Below are 13758 nucleotides of genomic sequence, written 5' to 3'. Positions count from 1 at the left end.
GCTTGGCGGCTTGCTGCCGTGCCGAGGACCGGTTCGTTTTCAGCGGCGGCGCGCGGTGCGGGCGCCGGGCTTGGCGGCGTACATCTGGCGGTCGGCCGCCGACAGTGCCTCGGTGAGCAGCAGGGTGGCCGGGTGCGAGGTGCCGACGGAGGCGCCGACGTTCAGCAGCTCGGTGCCGAACGGGACCGGGTGGTGGAGCAGGTCGTTCAGGTCGGGGACGCGGTGTTCGGCGTCCAGGACGACGGCGGCGAACTCGTCTCCGCCGAGGCGGGCGGCGATGCCGTCGGTGCCGCACCAGGTGGCCAGGCGGCGGGCGGTGGCGGCGAGCACGGCGTCTCCGGCGGCGTGGCCGTGGGTGTCGTTGACGGCCTTGAAGTCGTCCAGGTCGATCAGCAGCACGGTGGTGCGCTCGGGGTGCCGGCGGATGAGGCGCTCGGCCCGGGTGGTGAAGCCGTCGCGGGTCAGGAGCCCGGTGAGGGGGTCGCGGCGGGCGGTGGCCAGGCGGCGGGCCAGGACGGTGCTGTGGGTGGTCCAGCCGAGCAACGGGACGCCGGCGACGAGGAGCGGGGCGAGTTCCATGGCGGTCCTTCCGGAGCGGGTCGAGGTCTCCGGGGCGGCGGGATGGCTTGGCGGCTTGCTACCGCCCCTGGGACCGGTTCAGATGCCGAGGGAGAGCGCGCGGGCCGAGGCCCGGTCGAGCAGGCGGTGCACGTCGGCCTGCCGGGTGCCGGGAGCGTCGTTGAAGACGTCCGGGGAGACGACGGGCCGTCCGGCGGCGTGCAGGACCTCCATCACCTGATTGCGGGCGCGGCTGACCGTGTACGGCGTGCCGTAGCCGTTGAGCAGGACGGCGGCCTGGGCGCCGAGGAGGCAGACCCGGCCGGCGGAGTCCCACAACCGGCCCTGAGTCCAGCCGAGTTCGGCGAGGTAGCGGGAGGTCAGTCGCAGGTGGTCCGCGACGGTGACGGTGACCGGTCGGGCGGGGCGGTGCGCGAGCCGGTCCAGCACGGACAGCCGAGGCTGCGGGAAGCCCGCGTTCCACCGCTGAACCGTGCTGCCGAAGTTGCAGATCAACGGCACGACCGCGCGGGCCTGGATGGGCAGCGTGGCCAAGTACGCCTGGATCTCCGCGACCAGGGCCGAGCCTTCCGGGGTGAGCGACAGCGAGTCCGGCAGCAGCAGCGTGGGTGTCATCGTCCGGCCCTCACTTGCTACCAGTGTGGTTGACGACCTCAACGCCGGAGCGGGTGGTGTCGTCGATCAGCGGCGCGGCCGGGGTGCTGGCGAGGTAGAAGCCGAGCAGCAGCAGCGCGGTAACGGCCCACCAGCGGAGGCGCGTGTGCCGGACGACCAGCCAGCCGACCACGGCGAGGACGGCGACGAACGGGAGCGTGAGCGTCATCTCGGGCTTCTCTCAGGTCAGTTCGGCGGCGAGCGCCGAGGCGAGGGGATCCGCGATGCCGAGTCGTGCGCGCAGGGTGCCGGCGTCGATCGAGTTGCCGGTCCGGGCGCGGTGGTCGTCGGCGAGCTTGCGGGCGTGGTCGAGCAGGAACGGCGGGATGGGCGTGGCCGTGGCCGGAGCGGGGGCGCTGACCGGCGGAGCGGGTGGCGGGGCCGGAGGCGTGGGCGGGGCTGCCAGCGCGGGCACCGGTTCGGCTTCCTCGATGGCGGCCGGTTCGGGCTCGGGCTGAGGTTCCGGCTCCACGACGTACATCGGAGGGAGGTCTTCCTCGACCTCGAACTCCACGGGCTCGCTGACCGGGGTGCGAGCTGCGGAGTGGACCAGCAGGGTTCCGCCGAGGAACGCGGCGGCGGGCCAACCGGCGACGATGATCCGCAGCCAGGTCGGGGTGTGGCCGAGGTCCAGCAGCCCTGCGGTGCCGATGTTGGCACCGAGCGAGGCGGCGAGGGCGATTACGAACCAGACCCAGGCGAGTCGGACGGAGGTCCTGGAGCGGAGCCGACGCCAGGCGGCGACCAGCAGCAGGTCCACCGAGACCGGGTAGGCCCACGCCTTCCAACCGGTCTGGCCGGCAGCGTCGGCCAGGTCGTGCAGGTGGGCGAAGGATAGCGCGGCGGCGATCGCGGCCTGGAACAGTACGGCGTCCAGCTTGGGCAGGCGGCGCATCGGGTCACCTCCCGTTCGGCTGTACGGCAGGCTCGACCGAGGTGGTGCCGGCGCCGAGGCAGTCCAGGCAGGTGGCTTCCTGGTCGGCGACCTGACGCCGGCGGTTTCCCCGGCCGATGTGGACCGCGACGCTGATCTGCCCGGTGCCCTCGCAGGCGGGGCACTCACGGGACGCGGGTGCGGCGGTCACGGCGCTACCGGTTCCGGCTGGACTGGTCGGCGGCGCGGCGGGCGTCCCGGGCCACCTCGGTGGCCTCGCGGTCGTGCGGGTTGCTCGCGGCGATCCGCTCCAGCAGGTCGGCCTTCTCGGCCAGCAGCGGGCCGGTGTCACCGCCGGCGCGGACGCGGGCGAGGAAGGCTCCGATCTCGGCGATGGAGGGCTTACGGGCCATGGGAGTTCAGCTCCATTCAGGCATGGCGCGGGTAGGGACGTGGCGCGATACGGTCGCGCCGGCCGTGTGTGAGAGGGGTGCTACTCGGCGACCGGGGCCGGGGCGTAGAGCGGCGGGGCGGACGGCATCGGCGGGACGTCAGCCGAGCTTCCGAAGGCCGCCGCATCCTGCGGGCAGAACGCCGCCAAGCGGTACAGGTCGGGCGTCAGGTACGCGAACTTGGCGCAGCGGTAGGCGACTTCGCCGAGCGAGCGGTACGGGGTGCGGATTTCGTACCACCGGCCGGAGGTGTCGCCCGCGATGGCCATGCCGGGCATGGTCGGGCTGATCCGGGTGGCCGCAACCATGGCCGCCTCGGAGATGTCCCCGAGGCCCATGCGCGCGGTCTCCACGTCGTTGACGCGGTGGACAGTGCGGCCGGTGAGCTGGGAGCGCAGCATGGTCGCGCCCTTGCCCAGGTCGGATCCGAAGCGCTGACCGTTGATCTCCAGGAAGATGCCTGCGGCGCGGGCGAGTTGGGCGAGCCGGATCAGCGAGGTGACGATCTGGTTCCGGCGCGGTTCGTCGGCCTTCGACGCCACGAGGAACAGTTCGGCGATCTCGTCCACCAGCACCACGATCGGCACCGGGCGGACCTTCTCTGGCAGGCCCCAGACGTCGGCGGTCATCTCCTCCGCCGGCACCGAGCCGGGCATGCCCTGGTAGGCCCGGATCAGGTCGTAGCGGTCGTCCATCTCGATCAGCAGTGCCAGCAGCAGGCCGAGAGCTTCCTCCTGGCTGGTGGCCAGCGCCGAGAGGCGAGGGGCGAACGGCCGCTGCTCGATGCCGCCCTTGCAGTCGATGCCGACCAGGGCGACCGGCTGTGCGGCCAGGCCGTGGATCAGGTTCCGGGTCAGCATGGACTTGCCGGACTGGCTCGCGCCGAGGGTCAGCCCATGCGCGACCTCGCGGAAATCCCGGACGTGCGCCGTGCCGTCCGAACGCTGGGCGACCGGGATGCGCAGCAGGCTATCGCCCTTGATGCCGGTCCGGCGCGGCATCCGAACTTCCCGGAGCACGTCGTAGCCGACGATCCGCAGGTCCACGATCCCGGGCTTGACCTCGGTGACGTACACCGCGTGGACGCCCCAGGCGTGCCGGAGCCGCTGGGCGGCGTTGGCCACGTCCTCGGTCTCCTGCCCACGGGCGAGCCGGAGACGGATCCGCAGACCGGTGGACGAACCCCGGATGCCCTTGATCTTCGGGGCGGCGGGCTTGCTCTCCCGATTGGTCGCCTGAGCAGCCATGGCCCGCCAGAACGAGGGCTCGACCGTCAGCCCGCAGGACTCCATCACGGCGTCGTAGTCGCGGTGGATCCGGGCGATGGTCAGCGGCAGTCCGACCGTGGACCAGTACGCGCGCGGGTGCTTCACCTTCGCGTAGAGCGCGGCCCCGGTGCCGGCGGCGGCCGGGATGCCGAGCTCAAGGAGAGCGGTGGTCAGCGCGGACACCGGTCATCAGCCCTTCGCACCGACGAGCGCGGGCATCGTGGCGGTGACGGCCTCGGCGCGGAAGGCGATGCCCGTGCGCTTCTGGCCGTTGAACTCGTTCTCCCAGGGGCGGGCGATCAGCTTGGTGAGCGCCACCAGCGTCCCGGGAACCAGGCCCTCCGGGAGGCCGGGCTGCGGCACGGTCAGCGACAGGATCTCGGCCTGGCCGTTGGCGACGAACGTGACGTCGAGCGTCATCAGCGGGGCGCCCGTCTCGGTGTCCATCGCCATCTCGCCGGTCCGCCGGTCCTTCAGCTTCGGCCGGGGCTCCTGGGCGACCATCACCAGCGCGCCGGTCGTGTCCACGGGGATGAGACGCATCTTCGGTACTCCTTCGCTGAGCCGGGGCATACGTCCCCGGGCACCGATCGGCCCCATGGGAGGGCCGAAGGTCATCAGCTCCTCAAGTCCTTAAGTCCTCATGAGGAGTTGATATGAACTATGACGGCGCATCAGCTAGTCGTCAACTCCTCTTGAGGACTTAAGATGTTCGGGAGACCACGACAGGACGGTGACGGCCCCATGGCCAACCAGTACGAGCGGATTTCCACCGATCTGCGGCAGCAGATCGCCAGCGGCGAGCTGGCCCCCGGCGAGAAGCTGCCGGCCGAATCGCAGCTCGCGAAGCACTACGACGTGAGCGTGCCGACGGTCCGCCAGGGCGTGGGAGTGCTCCAGGCCGAGGGGCTGGTCGAGAAGCAGCACGGTCGCGGAACGTTCGTCCGTCGACAGCCGAAGAAGGTCACCCGCAGCAACGAGCGGCACCAGTGGGAGAAGGACCGGGCCCGCCAGCCGGAGGACGTCCGCAAGAGCACCGGCGCGACCGAGCACGACACCGGCCTGACGGTGGACGACCTGGCCTTCCAAGCGAAGTACGACACGGTGCCGGCGTCGGCGGACTTGGCCGCAGAGTTCGGCGTTCCGGAGGGAACCGACCTGCTCAGGCGCGAGTACCGGACGAGGTACAGCCAGGAACGGCACCCTTTCAACCTCGTTCGCTCCTACCTCCCGCTCGACCTGGTCTCGGCGAACCCGGAGCTGCTGCGCGAAGACTGCGAACCGTGGCCCGGCGGGACGCAGAGCCAGCTCCACACGCTCGGGATCGAACTCGACCGCATCGTGGAGACCTTCCGGGCCCGGCCCCCAACGCCCGAGGAAGCCGAAGAACTCGGCCTGCCAATCGGTGTCGCGGTGGTGCTGCTCCGGAAGACTTCGTACGACACCACGGACCGCGTGGTGGAGGTCTCCGACGTGACCCTGCCCGGCGACCGCACCGAGATGGTCTATACGACCAAACTGGAGAGGTGGTGAGCATGGCCAACACCGTCAGCATCATCACGGCAGTGCACGGCCCGGCGGCGAAGTTCCTGACCGACGCCTACAAGTCGCTGTTGGAGCAGGACCTGCCCGCCGGGTGGGACTGGCAATGGGTGATCCAGGAGGACGGCGAGACCGAGGACGTGGCCCCGCACGTCCCGGACGACCCGCGCATCAGCTTCGGCCAGGGGCGCCACGGCCGCGCCGGCATGGCCCGCACGATCAGCCTGGCCCGCGCGACGGGTGAGTTCGTCAAGGTGCTCGACGCCGACGACATGCTGACACCCGGAGCCTTGGCCCGAGACCTCGCGGTACTCACCAGCCAGCCGGACGTGGCGTGGACGACCTCCCGGGTGCTTGATTTCCTCCCGGACGGCAAGACGGTCGGTTTCGACCAGGACCCGCCCGAGGGCCCGATCGAGCGCGGTGAAGTGCTCCAGCACTGGAAGGCCCACAACTACCGGGCCCAGGTCCACCCGGCCACGCTGTGCGCCCGACGTGATCTGGTGTTGGCACTAGGCGGCTGGATGGCGCTCCCCGCCTCTGAGGACACCGGGCTATTGATGGCGCTGGACGCCGTCAGCCGCGGGTGGTTCGTCGCCGACACCGGACTGCTCTACCGGAAGTGGCCGGGACAGAGCACCAGCCAGGTCGCACACGTGCTGGAGATCGAGTGGGAGTCCCGAATGGCGGTGATCGAGGCGCGGGCCGAGGCCCTGTCCGCACTGAACACGTGGCGGTTCGATGGCGCCTGATGCCTGGCATTGATCAGTACGGCCCCGGTAGCGAGGGAGACCTTGCCGCCGGGGCCGTTCGCTGTCTGCGGGTTCTATCCTTCGGTCGAACTCTCGCGTTGCTCAGGGAGAATGAGGCCACGGGCGGTGTGCTGGTCACTGACGAATCCGCCGGATACCCCGAGGTCGGCGCGAGCGACTTCGTGGAAGACGTTGATCGCGCGGAAGATCTCCGTATGGAGGGCCCGCCACTCTTCTAGAGAGCCGTCCACCAGCCGGCGGGCTCGCCAGTCGATCGCCAGCGCGGCAGCGTTCACGGCGTGAGCCGACTCGATCACCTGGTCTCCGGCGAGCATCATCAGCCGCTCGAAAGCGAGCGCGCGACGGCCCTCGGCCTCGGTGAGGTCCATCAACAGCTCGTGCTCCGTCCTCGGCATGTCGCGGATGGAGTGCGTGACCTCATAGGCCAGGACAGACGCGTAGATGCAGGACCGGACGCTACCCACGTACTCGACGTAGGCGTCGAGCTTCTTCTCGTCCCAGCGGACCCGAAGGGTGTCCCGGCGTTTGCTGCGTTCCACGAGCTGATTCGTCGCGTAGGTGCTCAGCCCACCCAGTAGCACGGCCGCGATGGTGACGAGCTGTGTAACCGTATCCATGATCCCCCGATGTGACGCGACGTCAGCCGAACCAGCCGAGCATACGGACGGTCGGGCCAGGTCAACAGGGGGCAAGGGAAGTGAACAGGGGGAGGTGGAGGGGGTGCGTAAAACTCTTCTCTACGGGTTCAAGGCGCGCACAGCGCGCCAGCGCGCGGCCCTGGCCGCTCGCCGACGCTCCTGTCTTCGCCCCGCGCCGGCGGCGCCCCGGCCGCGCCGGCGGACGGACGGCAGAAGAGGGCTGAGCCCAGAACCCCGCCGTGGCTGGGGGCGGGCGGCTCCACGGTTTTACCCACCTGCCAGGACCGGGCCCCGCGTCGAGCAAGAACGGGGGGCCACTCGGCCAAATTGCGGTCAGGCCCAAAAGCCCTGACCGAGTCGCAACAGCTTACGGCCCCCCGATCATGCTCGACCCCAGACCAGGCAGGACACCGGCCAAAACCGCTCCACCGCCCTCGTTTCCCGAGCGCGCCATTAGACCGGCTCTAGCACAACCAGGCTCTCGCGCAAGAAAGGAGATTGCCCGAATCTGCGCTTAAGCATGCGCGCGATCTTAATCTCAGAAACGCGCCAGCCGCACAACTCGGCCAGCCGAGCCATAATCACGTCAGCCGCGATGACATATTTTGCGTCACCGGAGCCGTGCAAGGAGTTGCCAACCACAAATACCAGGCGCCCATCTTCGCGGATCACCTTTCTGCTGTCCGCGAGGACCTTGAGCATATCGTCCGCATAGCCTGCGATTACTTCTTTCCGCCCCTCGTGATACCGGTCGCCAATGGGAACCTGGGCAACAATAGGGTCGATCAACGACTGGACATCTGACCTAACCTCTGTATCCAAGTATCTGTAATCCATTGCGAACCGAATGCTGGGGTGGCTCCGAATTGTCAACTGGCGCTGCGTCTTCATCTCAACTTCGCTGCCGTAGCAGCCTAGAACCCAGGCCTCAACCTTATAGATCTCCGTATAGTCGATATTATTCGGATATGGCGGAGAGAATAGGATCAGGTCGAAGGTTCTGCTTCCCGCCAGTGCGGCCATATCTCGGGCGTCACCCAGAACGACTTCCCCCACGCCAGAAGCTGGCTTAGTGGCAGTCAGATCCTGTCTGATCAACTCCATCCGTTGCAAAAAAAGCTTCCATGGATCCTTTGGCTCCTTGGAAACCTCAAAGCGAAGCGCTCTGCCGTCCCTGCGCAGTCGACTCGCCGGTTCGACGCAAGAGGCCAAGCATATGCGGAAGATAGACGCAACGGCCGGATCGACAACAGCCTCAATCGAATAGCGGACGCGCATGAGCGCTTGCACATGTTCCGAAGAGAAATACTGCTCATTCCGAAGGGTGGACAACTCCGGAATAGGAAAGAGATCGGCTTCGGTACTCGCATACGCCCTCTTTAGTCGATCGAGCTCCTCAGCGACTACTCCTGAAAGGGAACTGCCAGCAATCCTAGCTCGAAGTTTCGCCTGAGCCAGTTCCCAGATGAAGGGGTTTCGCTCCACGCCGAATACTTGGGCCTCCCCGCCGGCTTTCTCGCACGCAGAGACGCCACTCACGAGTGTCGTGCCGCTACCCGCAAACGGATCGGCAAGAGAAAGGTGAGGATTTGTTGACAGCTTCAGCTCGTCAAGCAATCGATCAAGCAAACGCGAAGAGAAGGCCTCTTTCAAATGAAACCACCGATATAGCGGCTCTTCGGCATTGCCGTGCGGAACAACTAGGCGACCGTAGTCTGCCGAGCGATCTGCCACATTCCAGTCATCTTGAAAGCTGTCGTAGTGACGATCAAGCGTCTCTACGCCTCCGATCGCCATCACTCACACCTCGTACGCTCAGCTGCCTCGGTCGGACGCCCCAACCTCACAGGGGCGCTCCAGTCTGACACACCCCTAGCACGTAGGAGGGCATCCCGCCCCCGACCGTGGCACTCGTCACGCCATCCGAGCGCTACCGACCACGTTGGACGCCGGCTTTGGGCGAAGTAGCTGCGCGATGCAGTGGGATCGCCCTATCGTGACCCTGGAGACCCACAGGTGACGTGCAGAGGGAGAACGCATGAGCGACACAGAACGGGCTGTGCGGCTGCCCGTCATCCGCAAGCTGGAACTGTCTCACTTCACGCTCTATCAGAACCGCAACAAGATTTCCGTCAATTTTGGCGACGGGGTTTTCTGCCTCGCAGGAGCAAACGGCCTTGGAAAATCCACCTTTCTCGCCATCCTAAACTATGGAATCACGGGAATTGTCGCCAACCCAAATCAAAAGTTCCAGTCAGCCAAAGAGTACCATCAGGATAGCATTAAGTATGCGCAAAGCTACTTTCAGGGGCGCGTCAGCGAGATCTATCGAAATGACGCGGAAGTCACCGTAGAGTTTTCCATAGGGGACTTGACCTACAAGGTGTCTCGCGGGTTTTTTGAGCCTCAAGAGATTAGGCGCCTAGAAATCTCATCAAGGTCCGGGACTCAGATCTGGGAATTGCATGACGATCGCGGACTCGACGGCACTGCTATCCATGATGAGTACGTCGCAGCGATGCTTAGGGATACGGGCCTTGCGGGATTTGAACAGCTTGTATTTCTGCAACACTTCCTCGTGACATTCGACGAGCGACGCCATCTTCTATTCTGGGATTCCCAAGAGGCGATTCTATATGCACTCTATCTTGTCTTCGGGGTAGATCCAGCAAAGGTTGCGGACGCAGCCGAGTGGGCCCGGCAGGCGGAACGCCTTGAATCGCAGGCGAGAAATGCCCAATATCAAGCAACCACGGCCAGGGACAATCGGAACGAGGTCCTGAAGAGATCGGGACCAGACACTCTTCCCAACATGGATCTACTCGACCAACATGAGCGATTGGTCGCGAATCAGCTCAAAAAGCAGAGGATCTTGGAGGCGAAGACCGCCGAGGTTGAAGATGCTCGGCTCCGGGTCAGCGTCCTTGCTGCTGAAAGCACAACTCTCCGGCGTGACTACAATAGATCATTCGCATCGCGCTTTGACTCGCCGATCACCCCTTCTCAGCATCAGCTAATTGCCCAGCTCCTCGAAAGCTGCGAATGCTCCGTATGTGGGCGTACCGGCGAGGACGTGACTCACGCCGCTAAGCATGCACTGGCAGCGGGGGAATGTCCTCTCTGCCGCCTTGAGATTCCCAGTCCAGTTGACCGAGGAGAGGATGCATTTAGCCAGCTTGAGGAAATTGATAGCAAGCTGGCCGAGGTAAAAGAGGAGCTGTCGGCCGCCCAGGCCTCTTTCGAGCGGTTGAATACCGAGCTCATCTCTAGTCGGGCCGATCTAGTCGAAGCCACAGATGCGCTCCGTTCTTTCGAGCAAGAGAACGCCGAAGAGCTAAAGCATGAAAAACTTCCCAGCGACATCGATGCCATCACCAAGATCCTCCAGCAGTACGACGATGAGCGCCGGGAGGCAACACGGAGGCGTGACGACTTCAGGACAAGGAGAGAAGAGTACCGCCGAAGGCTAGCTCCCATTCAGAAGGAGCTAGCTGAAAGGTACACTGCTGCCGAGCTTGAGTTCGTCCCTACGTTTCAGCGCCTGGCCTACCAATTCTTGGGGCTCGACCTTGAAGTGCAGATGTATGAGCGTGCCCGCGGGCCGGAACTTGTGCTGACTATCAATGGAACCCGGCGGCGCGAGACAAGTCAGCTCTCCGAGAGTCAGCAATATTTCGTGGATATCGCTCTACGAATGGCTCTGGTTCAATACCTTGTTGGACTTGAGGGAGTGGGTGGCATGTTCATCGACACTCCTGAGGGTTCTCTGGATATCGCCTATGAGGGCCGGGCAGGCCAGATGTTTGGCCAGTTTGTAACTCAAGGAAATCGCCTCATCATGACAGCTAACATCAACTCCAGTCGGCTGGTTTTGCGGCTAGCAGAAAAATGTGGCGCAAGGCGGATGCATGTTGAGAGGATGACCGCTTGGACTACCCTTTCGGAAGTCCAAGCAGAGTCCGAAGCTCTATTTGATGAAGCCTATATGAGAATTGAAGAGGCGTTGGAGCGAGGTGGCTCCTAATGAGGTCGCCAAACCCCGAGGCGTCATTCGATATCCTGTATATTATTCGAGAAATGGCACATCAGGGCTATGAGGTTTCTTCGCCTGAGGTGCAGCTTTTCTGTTATCTCTCGTGTCTGCTCGGATTGTACGACGGGCGGCCTGTTGCCGATTGGGGCTACGAGTTCGCCGCAACGCCGTCTATCGCCCCATTCAGCACGGCATGTGCCGATTCGCTTGAAATCCTAACATTCAGGCGATTTGTAGCAGACCGAGACGGATCTTTCTCTATAACTGCTAGCGGCTCCTCAGAGTTGGAACGCTGGTCCAAGCTTTCCCTTATGCGCTCTCGAATTACGTACCTCCGGGGCGCAACTGGTGCTGCCACGGCGATTCCCGTTGCAGCCGTGGGGCAAGGGGTATCGCTCGAACCTCAGATCGTCCGTGCAACTCAACTGCATGATTCGCGCCCTCTTCTTGAAGAAGTTGGGCTTTCTGGGGTTTACGAGCAGTTCAGGGCGTTGGAATCAGCGCTGGGAGCGCCAGTCCGTGACTTCATGGTCCCAGCTGTGATTTGGCTCAGTTACCTGCTGCAGCAGGACCAGAGAACAGAAGAGGAGAGGGCGGGGGGCCTGTGAGCATTTCAGATGCCATGCGGAACATTGTGCGTGATCACTTTGTGGTTCGAGTCTCCGATGGTCTTGGCGACGATGGCATGGAAGCACTTAGAAAGTTCCTCCCCGTCATTAAATCTGTGTATGCCGCCATCGACTACGAGTCGATCAGCCAGACTCTCACGATCTTCAAAAGCGTTGCCGGCTCGGCTCCGCTATCGCCGAGTGAGGCTTACCATCTTGACGAGCCAGCCGAGCTGGCAATGCACAATGAAGGTGTCCTAACAATTCAGGTCCATCCTAGCGGAAAGCTTCTCGCCTGGAAGCAGGAAGTTGATCTCTCGTTGATATCGAAGGGGGCGATTGTCTATCGCTTTTCTGGCGAATCAGGTGAGAGGTTTTGGGTTGATGGCGAGGAGGCCTCTGTTCCTACTATGCCGGGATACCCGCTGCTCTTCGCTATTCCAAGCTTCCGTGATCTCTCGGAGGCATTGAACCACTATGCATCACATATCGCGCGCCCTAGCGAGTGCTCAATTCTTTCCGACCTCTGGCGCGACGAAGGGCGCGTCATGTGGAAGCCGGGGCCGGAATCCAAAATGCAGCGCTCTCTCTATTACTATCTCAAGTGTACATTGAGGGATGGTCACCCCGATATTCGCCAAGAGAATCCCGTTGATGAGAAGAATCCGGTCGACCTTGAAGTGCAATGGGCTGGATCAAATCGAATTGCGCTCATTGAGGTGAAATGGCTAGGGAGGAGTGGGACCCTCGCTCCGCCAAGGATCACGAAGGAATTCACGGCGGTTCGAGCCAAGGAGGGACTGGCTCAGCTTGCTGACTATTTGGATCGGACGCGCGATAGAGCGCCCTTTAAGGACCGGCGGGGATACCTGATCGTCTTCGATGCGCGGCGGCGCAGGGTCAAACCAGAGACTCGCATAGTTGGTCGCGAGGATGGCTTTCACTATCGAGACCAGCATATTGACTATCAAGAAGATCTCGTCTCGCGCCATGATATGGCCCCGCCGATTCGATGCTTTTGCGAGCCGAGTCTTTCGGCAGGTTTGTCGCCTAGTAGTATGCCGGTATCTAGCTGACCGTTGCCGATCTCAAGCTCCTATCTGCTGATGGAGCTATAGGCGAGGCCCCAGATAGGCTCTGGGGCTTCTCCCTGCGGAGTTCGGCCCGGCCGTTCTGGTATTCGGCGATGGCCGGGACTAGCCTGTTGCAGGCTAGGTGGGATGAACGGTCGCCTCGGCCTGATAGGCCTTCGGTAGGATTTCACGATCTCCTGTCCGTGAAGGCCCCATGTCAAGCCTATAGATGATCTGCGACCAGCGGAGTACGCGCCTGTCTCCAACTAGCCGACACCCGCATAGCTCTATCTAGCTACGTGCCCCAGCTGCGCCTCAAGGGGTGGGGACAAGCGGTAAACAGCGGACAGCAGGGGTCCCCTGTGACGAGGTCGCGACGGGGTCTCCTAGCCCATAGCTACAGGTGAGAGACGTTCCCAGTTGCCGCAGTATGCGAGATTCCCAAGCTCAGCACAGCCTTGACGACACCCCGCAGCCAAGCGAGGGGGCACCGGCGTGGTTCTCACCCACATCTCGTATCAAGATCTAGCGTTGAGCTATGGATGATGTGCGCAAGGTAGCAGCCGAGTTCAATGCTGGAGCCATGTTGCGTGTGGATGTGGCAACGAATGGGCCCCAGGGGGGAGACAGCGGCCATGGTGGATGGGTTGAGATCACGTTGACAAACCTCGCCATGATGGATATGGGCGACGCTCGCGGCAGTGATCAGAGCCCGGTCGTAATCAGGGTCGGTGGGGACATGGAGATGGGCCTGATCGGTAGCGGGCTTGCGTGGGCCGGCCAACAGGTCCTGGCATTGACTGGTAGGGGAACCCTTCCTCCGGAGCCAATCTCGTAGCGTGACCACGCGATGCGTGATCGGCAGGGAATCACGCCGGCATGCCTGTAACGATTGCAACCGGCCACCTCATGCCACATCCTGACGCCGAGGCATTTCGGCGAGGCATGTGGCGGGAGAGCACGGCTACCGAACTGAGTGTCTAACTGCGCTACATCAGCCCCGTACTTCGGCGGACAGTCGCGGACGTTCCGGGACTGTCTGTGCAGGTCAGCGGCACAGCTCCCCCATGTCGACGGAGTGCCCAGTTTGCTTCGGGACGAAGAGGCCGTGGGTTCAAATCCCGCTACCCCGACTTCGTAACACCAGCTAGGGCCGGTGACTCGCAAGAGTCACCGGCCCTAGCTGTTTTCCGTCGACCGTCCGGGGAGAGGGCCGGGAGAGGGCCGGCGGGGCGGGGGTTGTCCACAGGGTGTGGACGGGGGT

13 protein-coding genes are annotated in these 13758 nt (G+C 63.9%); 4 read left to right on the top strand and 9 right to left on the bottom strand.

The window, feature by feature from the left end; translation table 11 throughout:
- Nucleotides 1-39: 39 nt before the first annotated feature.
- The 7 genes from OO48_RS25030 to OO48_RS24995 form a co-directional block, all read right to left on the bottom strand.
- Nucleotides 40-579 carry a GGDEF domain-containing protein gene (locus OO48_RS25030; protein WP_033220127.1) on the bottom strand — a complete coding sequence of 180 codons (540 nt, stop codon included), beginning with the start codon at nt 577-579 and terminating at the stop codon, nt 40-42.
- A 78-nt stretch (nt 580-657) separates the two neighbouring features.
- Nucleotides 658-1194, bottom strand: a complete 537-nt coding sequence (locus tag OO48_RS25025; protein WP_033220125.1) for a DUF6197 family protein — start codon at nt 1192-1194, stop codon at nt 658-660.
- Nucleotides 1195-1204: 10 nt separating this feature from the next.
- Complete coding sequence (locus OO48_RS25020; protein WP_033220123.1) at nt 1205-1402, bottom strand: hypothetical protein; 198 nt, start codon at nt 1400-1402, stop codon at nt 1205-1207.
- 12 nt (nt 1403-1414) lie between these two features.
- Complete coding sequence (locus OO48_RS25015) at nt 1415-2128, bottom strand: DUF2637 domain-containing protein (protein ID WP_033220121.1); 714 nt, start codon at nt 2126-2128, stop codon at nt 1415-1417.
- A 194-nt stretch (nt 2129-2322) separates the two neighbouring features.
- Nucleotides 2323-2520, bottom strand: a complete 198-nt coding sequence (locus OO48_RS25005; protein WP_033220116.1) for a hypothetical protein — start codon at nt 2518-2520, stop codon at nt 2323-2325.
- 80 nt (nt 2521-2600) lie between these two features.
- On the bottom strand, nt 2601-4010 hold the full coding sequence (locus OO48_RS25000; protein WP_033220110.1) for an FtsK/SpoIIIE domain-containing protein: 1410 nt from the start codon (nt 4008-4010) through the stop codon (nt 2601-2603).
- 6 nt (nt 4011-4016) lie between these two features.
- Nucleotides 4017-4370, bottom strand: a complete 354-nt coding sequence (locus OO48_RS24995) for an SCO3933 family regulatory protein (RefSeq protein WP_033220108.1) — start codon at nt 4368-4370, stop codon at nt 4017-4019.
- Nucleotides 4371-4571: 201 nt separating this feature from the next.
- On the opposite strand from OO48_RS24995, the gene OO48_RS24990 reads away from it, so the two are divergent.
- Together OO48_RS24990 and OO48_RS24985 are read left to right on the top strand one after the other, a co-directional pair.
- A complete protein-coding gene (locus tag OO48_RS24990) occupies nt 4572-5360 on the top strand; it encodes a GntR family transcriptional regulator (RefSeq protein ID WP_033220106.1) in 789 nt (262 codons plus the stop codon).
- A gap of 2 nt (nt 5361-5362) precedes the next feature.
- Complete coding sequence (locus OO48_RS24985; RefSeq protein ID WP_033220104.1) at nt 5363-6121, top strand: glycosyltransferase family 2 protein; 759 nt, start codon at nt 5363-5365, stop codon at nt 6119-6121.
- Between the two features lie 74 nt (nt 6122-6195).
- Here OO48_RS24985 and OO48_RS24980 read toward each other — a convergent pair whose 3' ends face one another.
- Both OO48_RS24980 and OO48_RS38530 read right to left on the bottom strand, forming a co-directional pair.
- On the bottom strand, nt 6196-6759 hold the full coding sequence (locus OO48_RS24980; protein ID WP_033220102.1) for a hypothetical protein: 564 nt from the start codon (nt 6757-6759) through the stop codon (nt 6196-6198).
- Nucleotides 6760-7233: 474 nt separating this feature from the next.
- Nucleotides 7234-8577, bottom strand: a complete 1344-nt coding sequence (locus tag OO48_RS38530; protein WP_157845531.1) for a hypothetical protein — start codon at nt 8575-8577, stop codon at nt 7234-7236.
- Nucleotides 8578-8818: 241 nt separating this feature from the next.
- Between OO48_RS38530 and OO48_RS38525 the strand changes: the two genes are divergently transcribed.
- Together OO48_RS38525 and OO48_RS38520 are read left to right on the top strand one after the other, a co-directional pair.
- Nucleotides 8819-10804 (top strand): AAA family ATPase, encoded by a 1986-nt coding sequence (locus OO48_RS38525; RefSeq protein WP_157845530.1) that lies wholly within the window; start codon nt 8819-8821, stop codon nt 10802-10804.
- A gap of 613 nt (nt 10805-11417) precedes the next feature.
- Complete coding sequence (locus tag OO48_RS38520; RefSeq protein WP_157845529.1) at nt 11418-12497, top strand: hypothetical protein; 1080 nt, start codon at nt 11418-11420, stop codon at nt 12495-12497.
- Nucleotides 12498-13758 lie beyond the last annotated feature (1261 nt).

It is taken from the genome of Kitasatospora phosalacinea, from assembly GCF_000716545.1.
Classification (GTDB): Bacteria; Actinomycetota; Actinomycetes; order Streptomycetales; family Streptomycetaceae; genus Kitasatospora; species Kitasatospora phosalacinea.
The sequence above is the reverse complement of the archived record's forward strand: the minus strand, read 5'-3'. Positions and strand labels throughout refer to the sequence as shown.

Excerpts from the sequence above, each read along its gene's own strand:
- OO48_RS25030 (WP_033220127.1), bottom strand. The coding sequence starts at position 579 with ATGGAACTCGCCCCGCTCCTCGTCGCCGGCGTCCCGTTGCTCGGCTGG.
- OO48_RS25025 (WP_033220125.1), bottom strand. The coding sequence starts at position 1,194 with ATGACACCCACGCTGCTGCTGCCGGACTCGCTGTCGCTCACCCCGGAA.
- OO48_RS25020 (WP_033220123.1), bottom strand. The coding sequence starts at position 1,402 with ATGACGCTCACGCTCCCGTTCGTCGCCGTCCTCGCCGTGGTCGGCTGG.
- OO48_RS25015 (WP_033220121.1), bottom strand. The coding sequence starts at position 2,128 with ATGCGCCGCCTGCCCAAGCTGGACGCCGTACTGTTCCAGGCCGCGATC.
- OO48_RS25005 (WP_033220116.1), bottom strand. The coding sequence starts at position 2,520 with ATGGCCCGTAAGCCCTCCATCGCCGAGATCGGAGCCTTCCTCGCCCGC.
- OO48_RS24995 (WP_033220108.1), bottom strand. The coding sequence starts at position 4,370 with ATGCGTCTCATCCCCGTGGACACGACCGGCGCGCTGGTGATGGTCGCC.
- OO48_RS24990 (WP_033220106.1), top strand. The coding sequence starts at position 4,572 with ATGGCCAACCAGTACGAGCGGATTTCCACCGATCTGCGGCAGCAGATC.
- OO48_RS24985 (WP_033220104.1), top strand. The coding sequence starts at position 5,363 with ATGGCCAACACCGTCAGCATCATCACGGCAGTGCACGGCCCGGCGGCG.
- OO48_RS24980 (WP_033220102.1), bottom strand. The coding sequence starts at position 6,759 with ATGGATACGGTTACACAGCTCGTCACCATCGCGGCCGTGCTACTGGGT.
- OO48_RS38530 (WP_157845531.1), bottom strand. The coding sequence starts at position 8,577 with ATGGCGATCGGAGGCGTAGAGACGCTTGATCGTCACTACGACAGCTTT.
- OO48_RS38525 (WP_157845530.1), top strand. The coding sequence starts at position 8,819 with ATGAGCGACACAGAACGGGCTGTGCGGCTGCCCGTCATCCGCAAGCTG.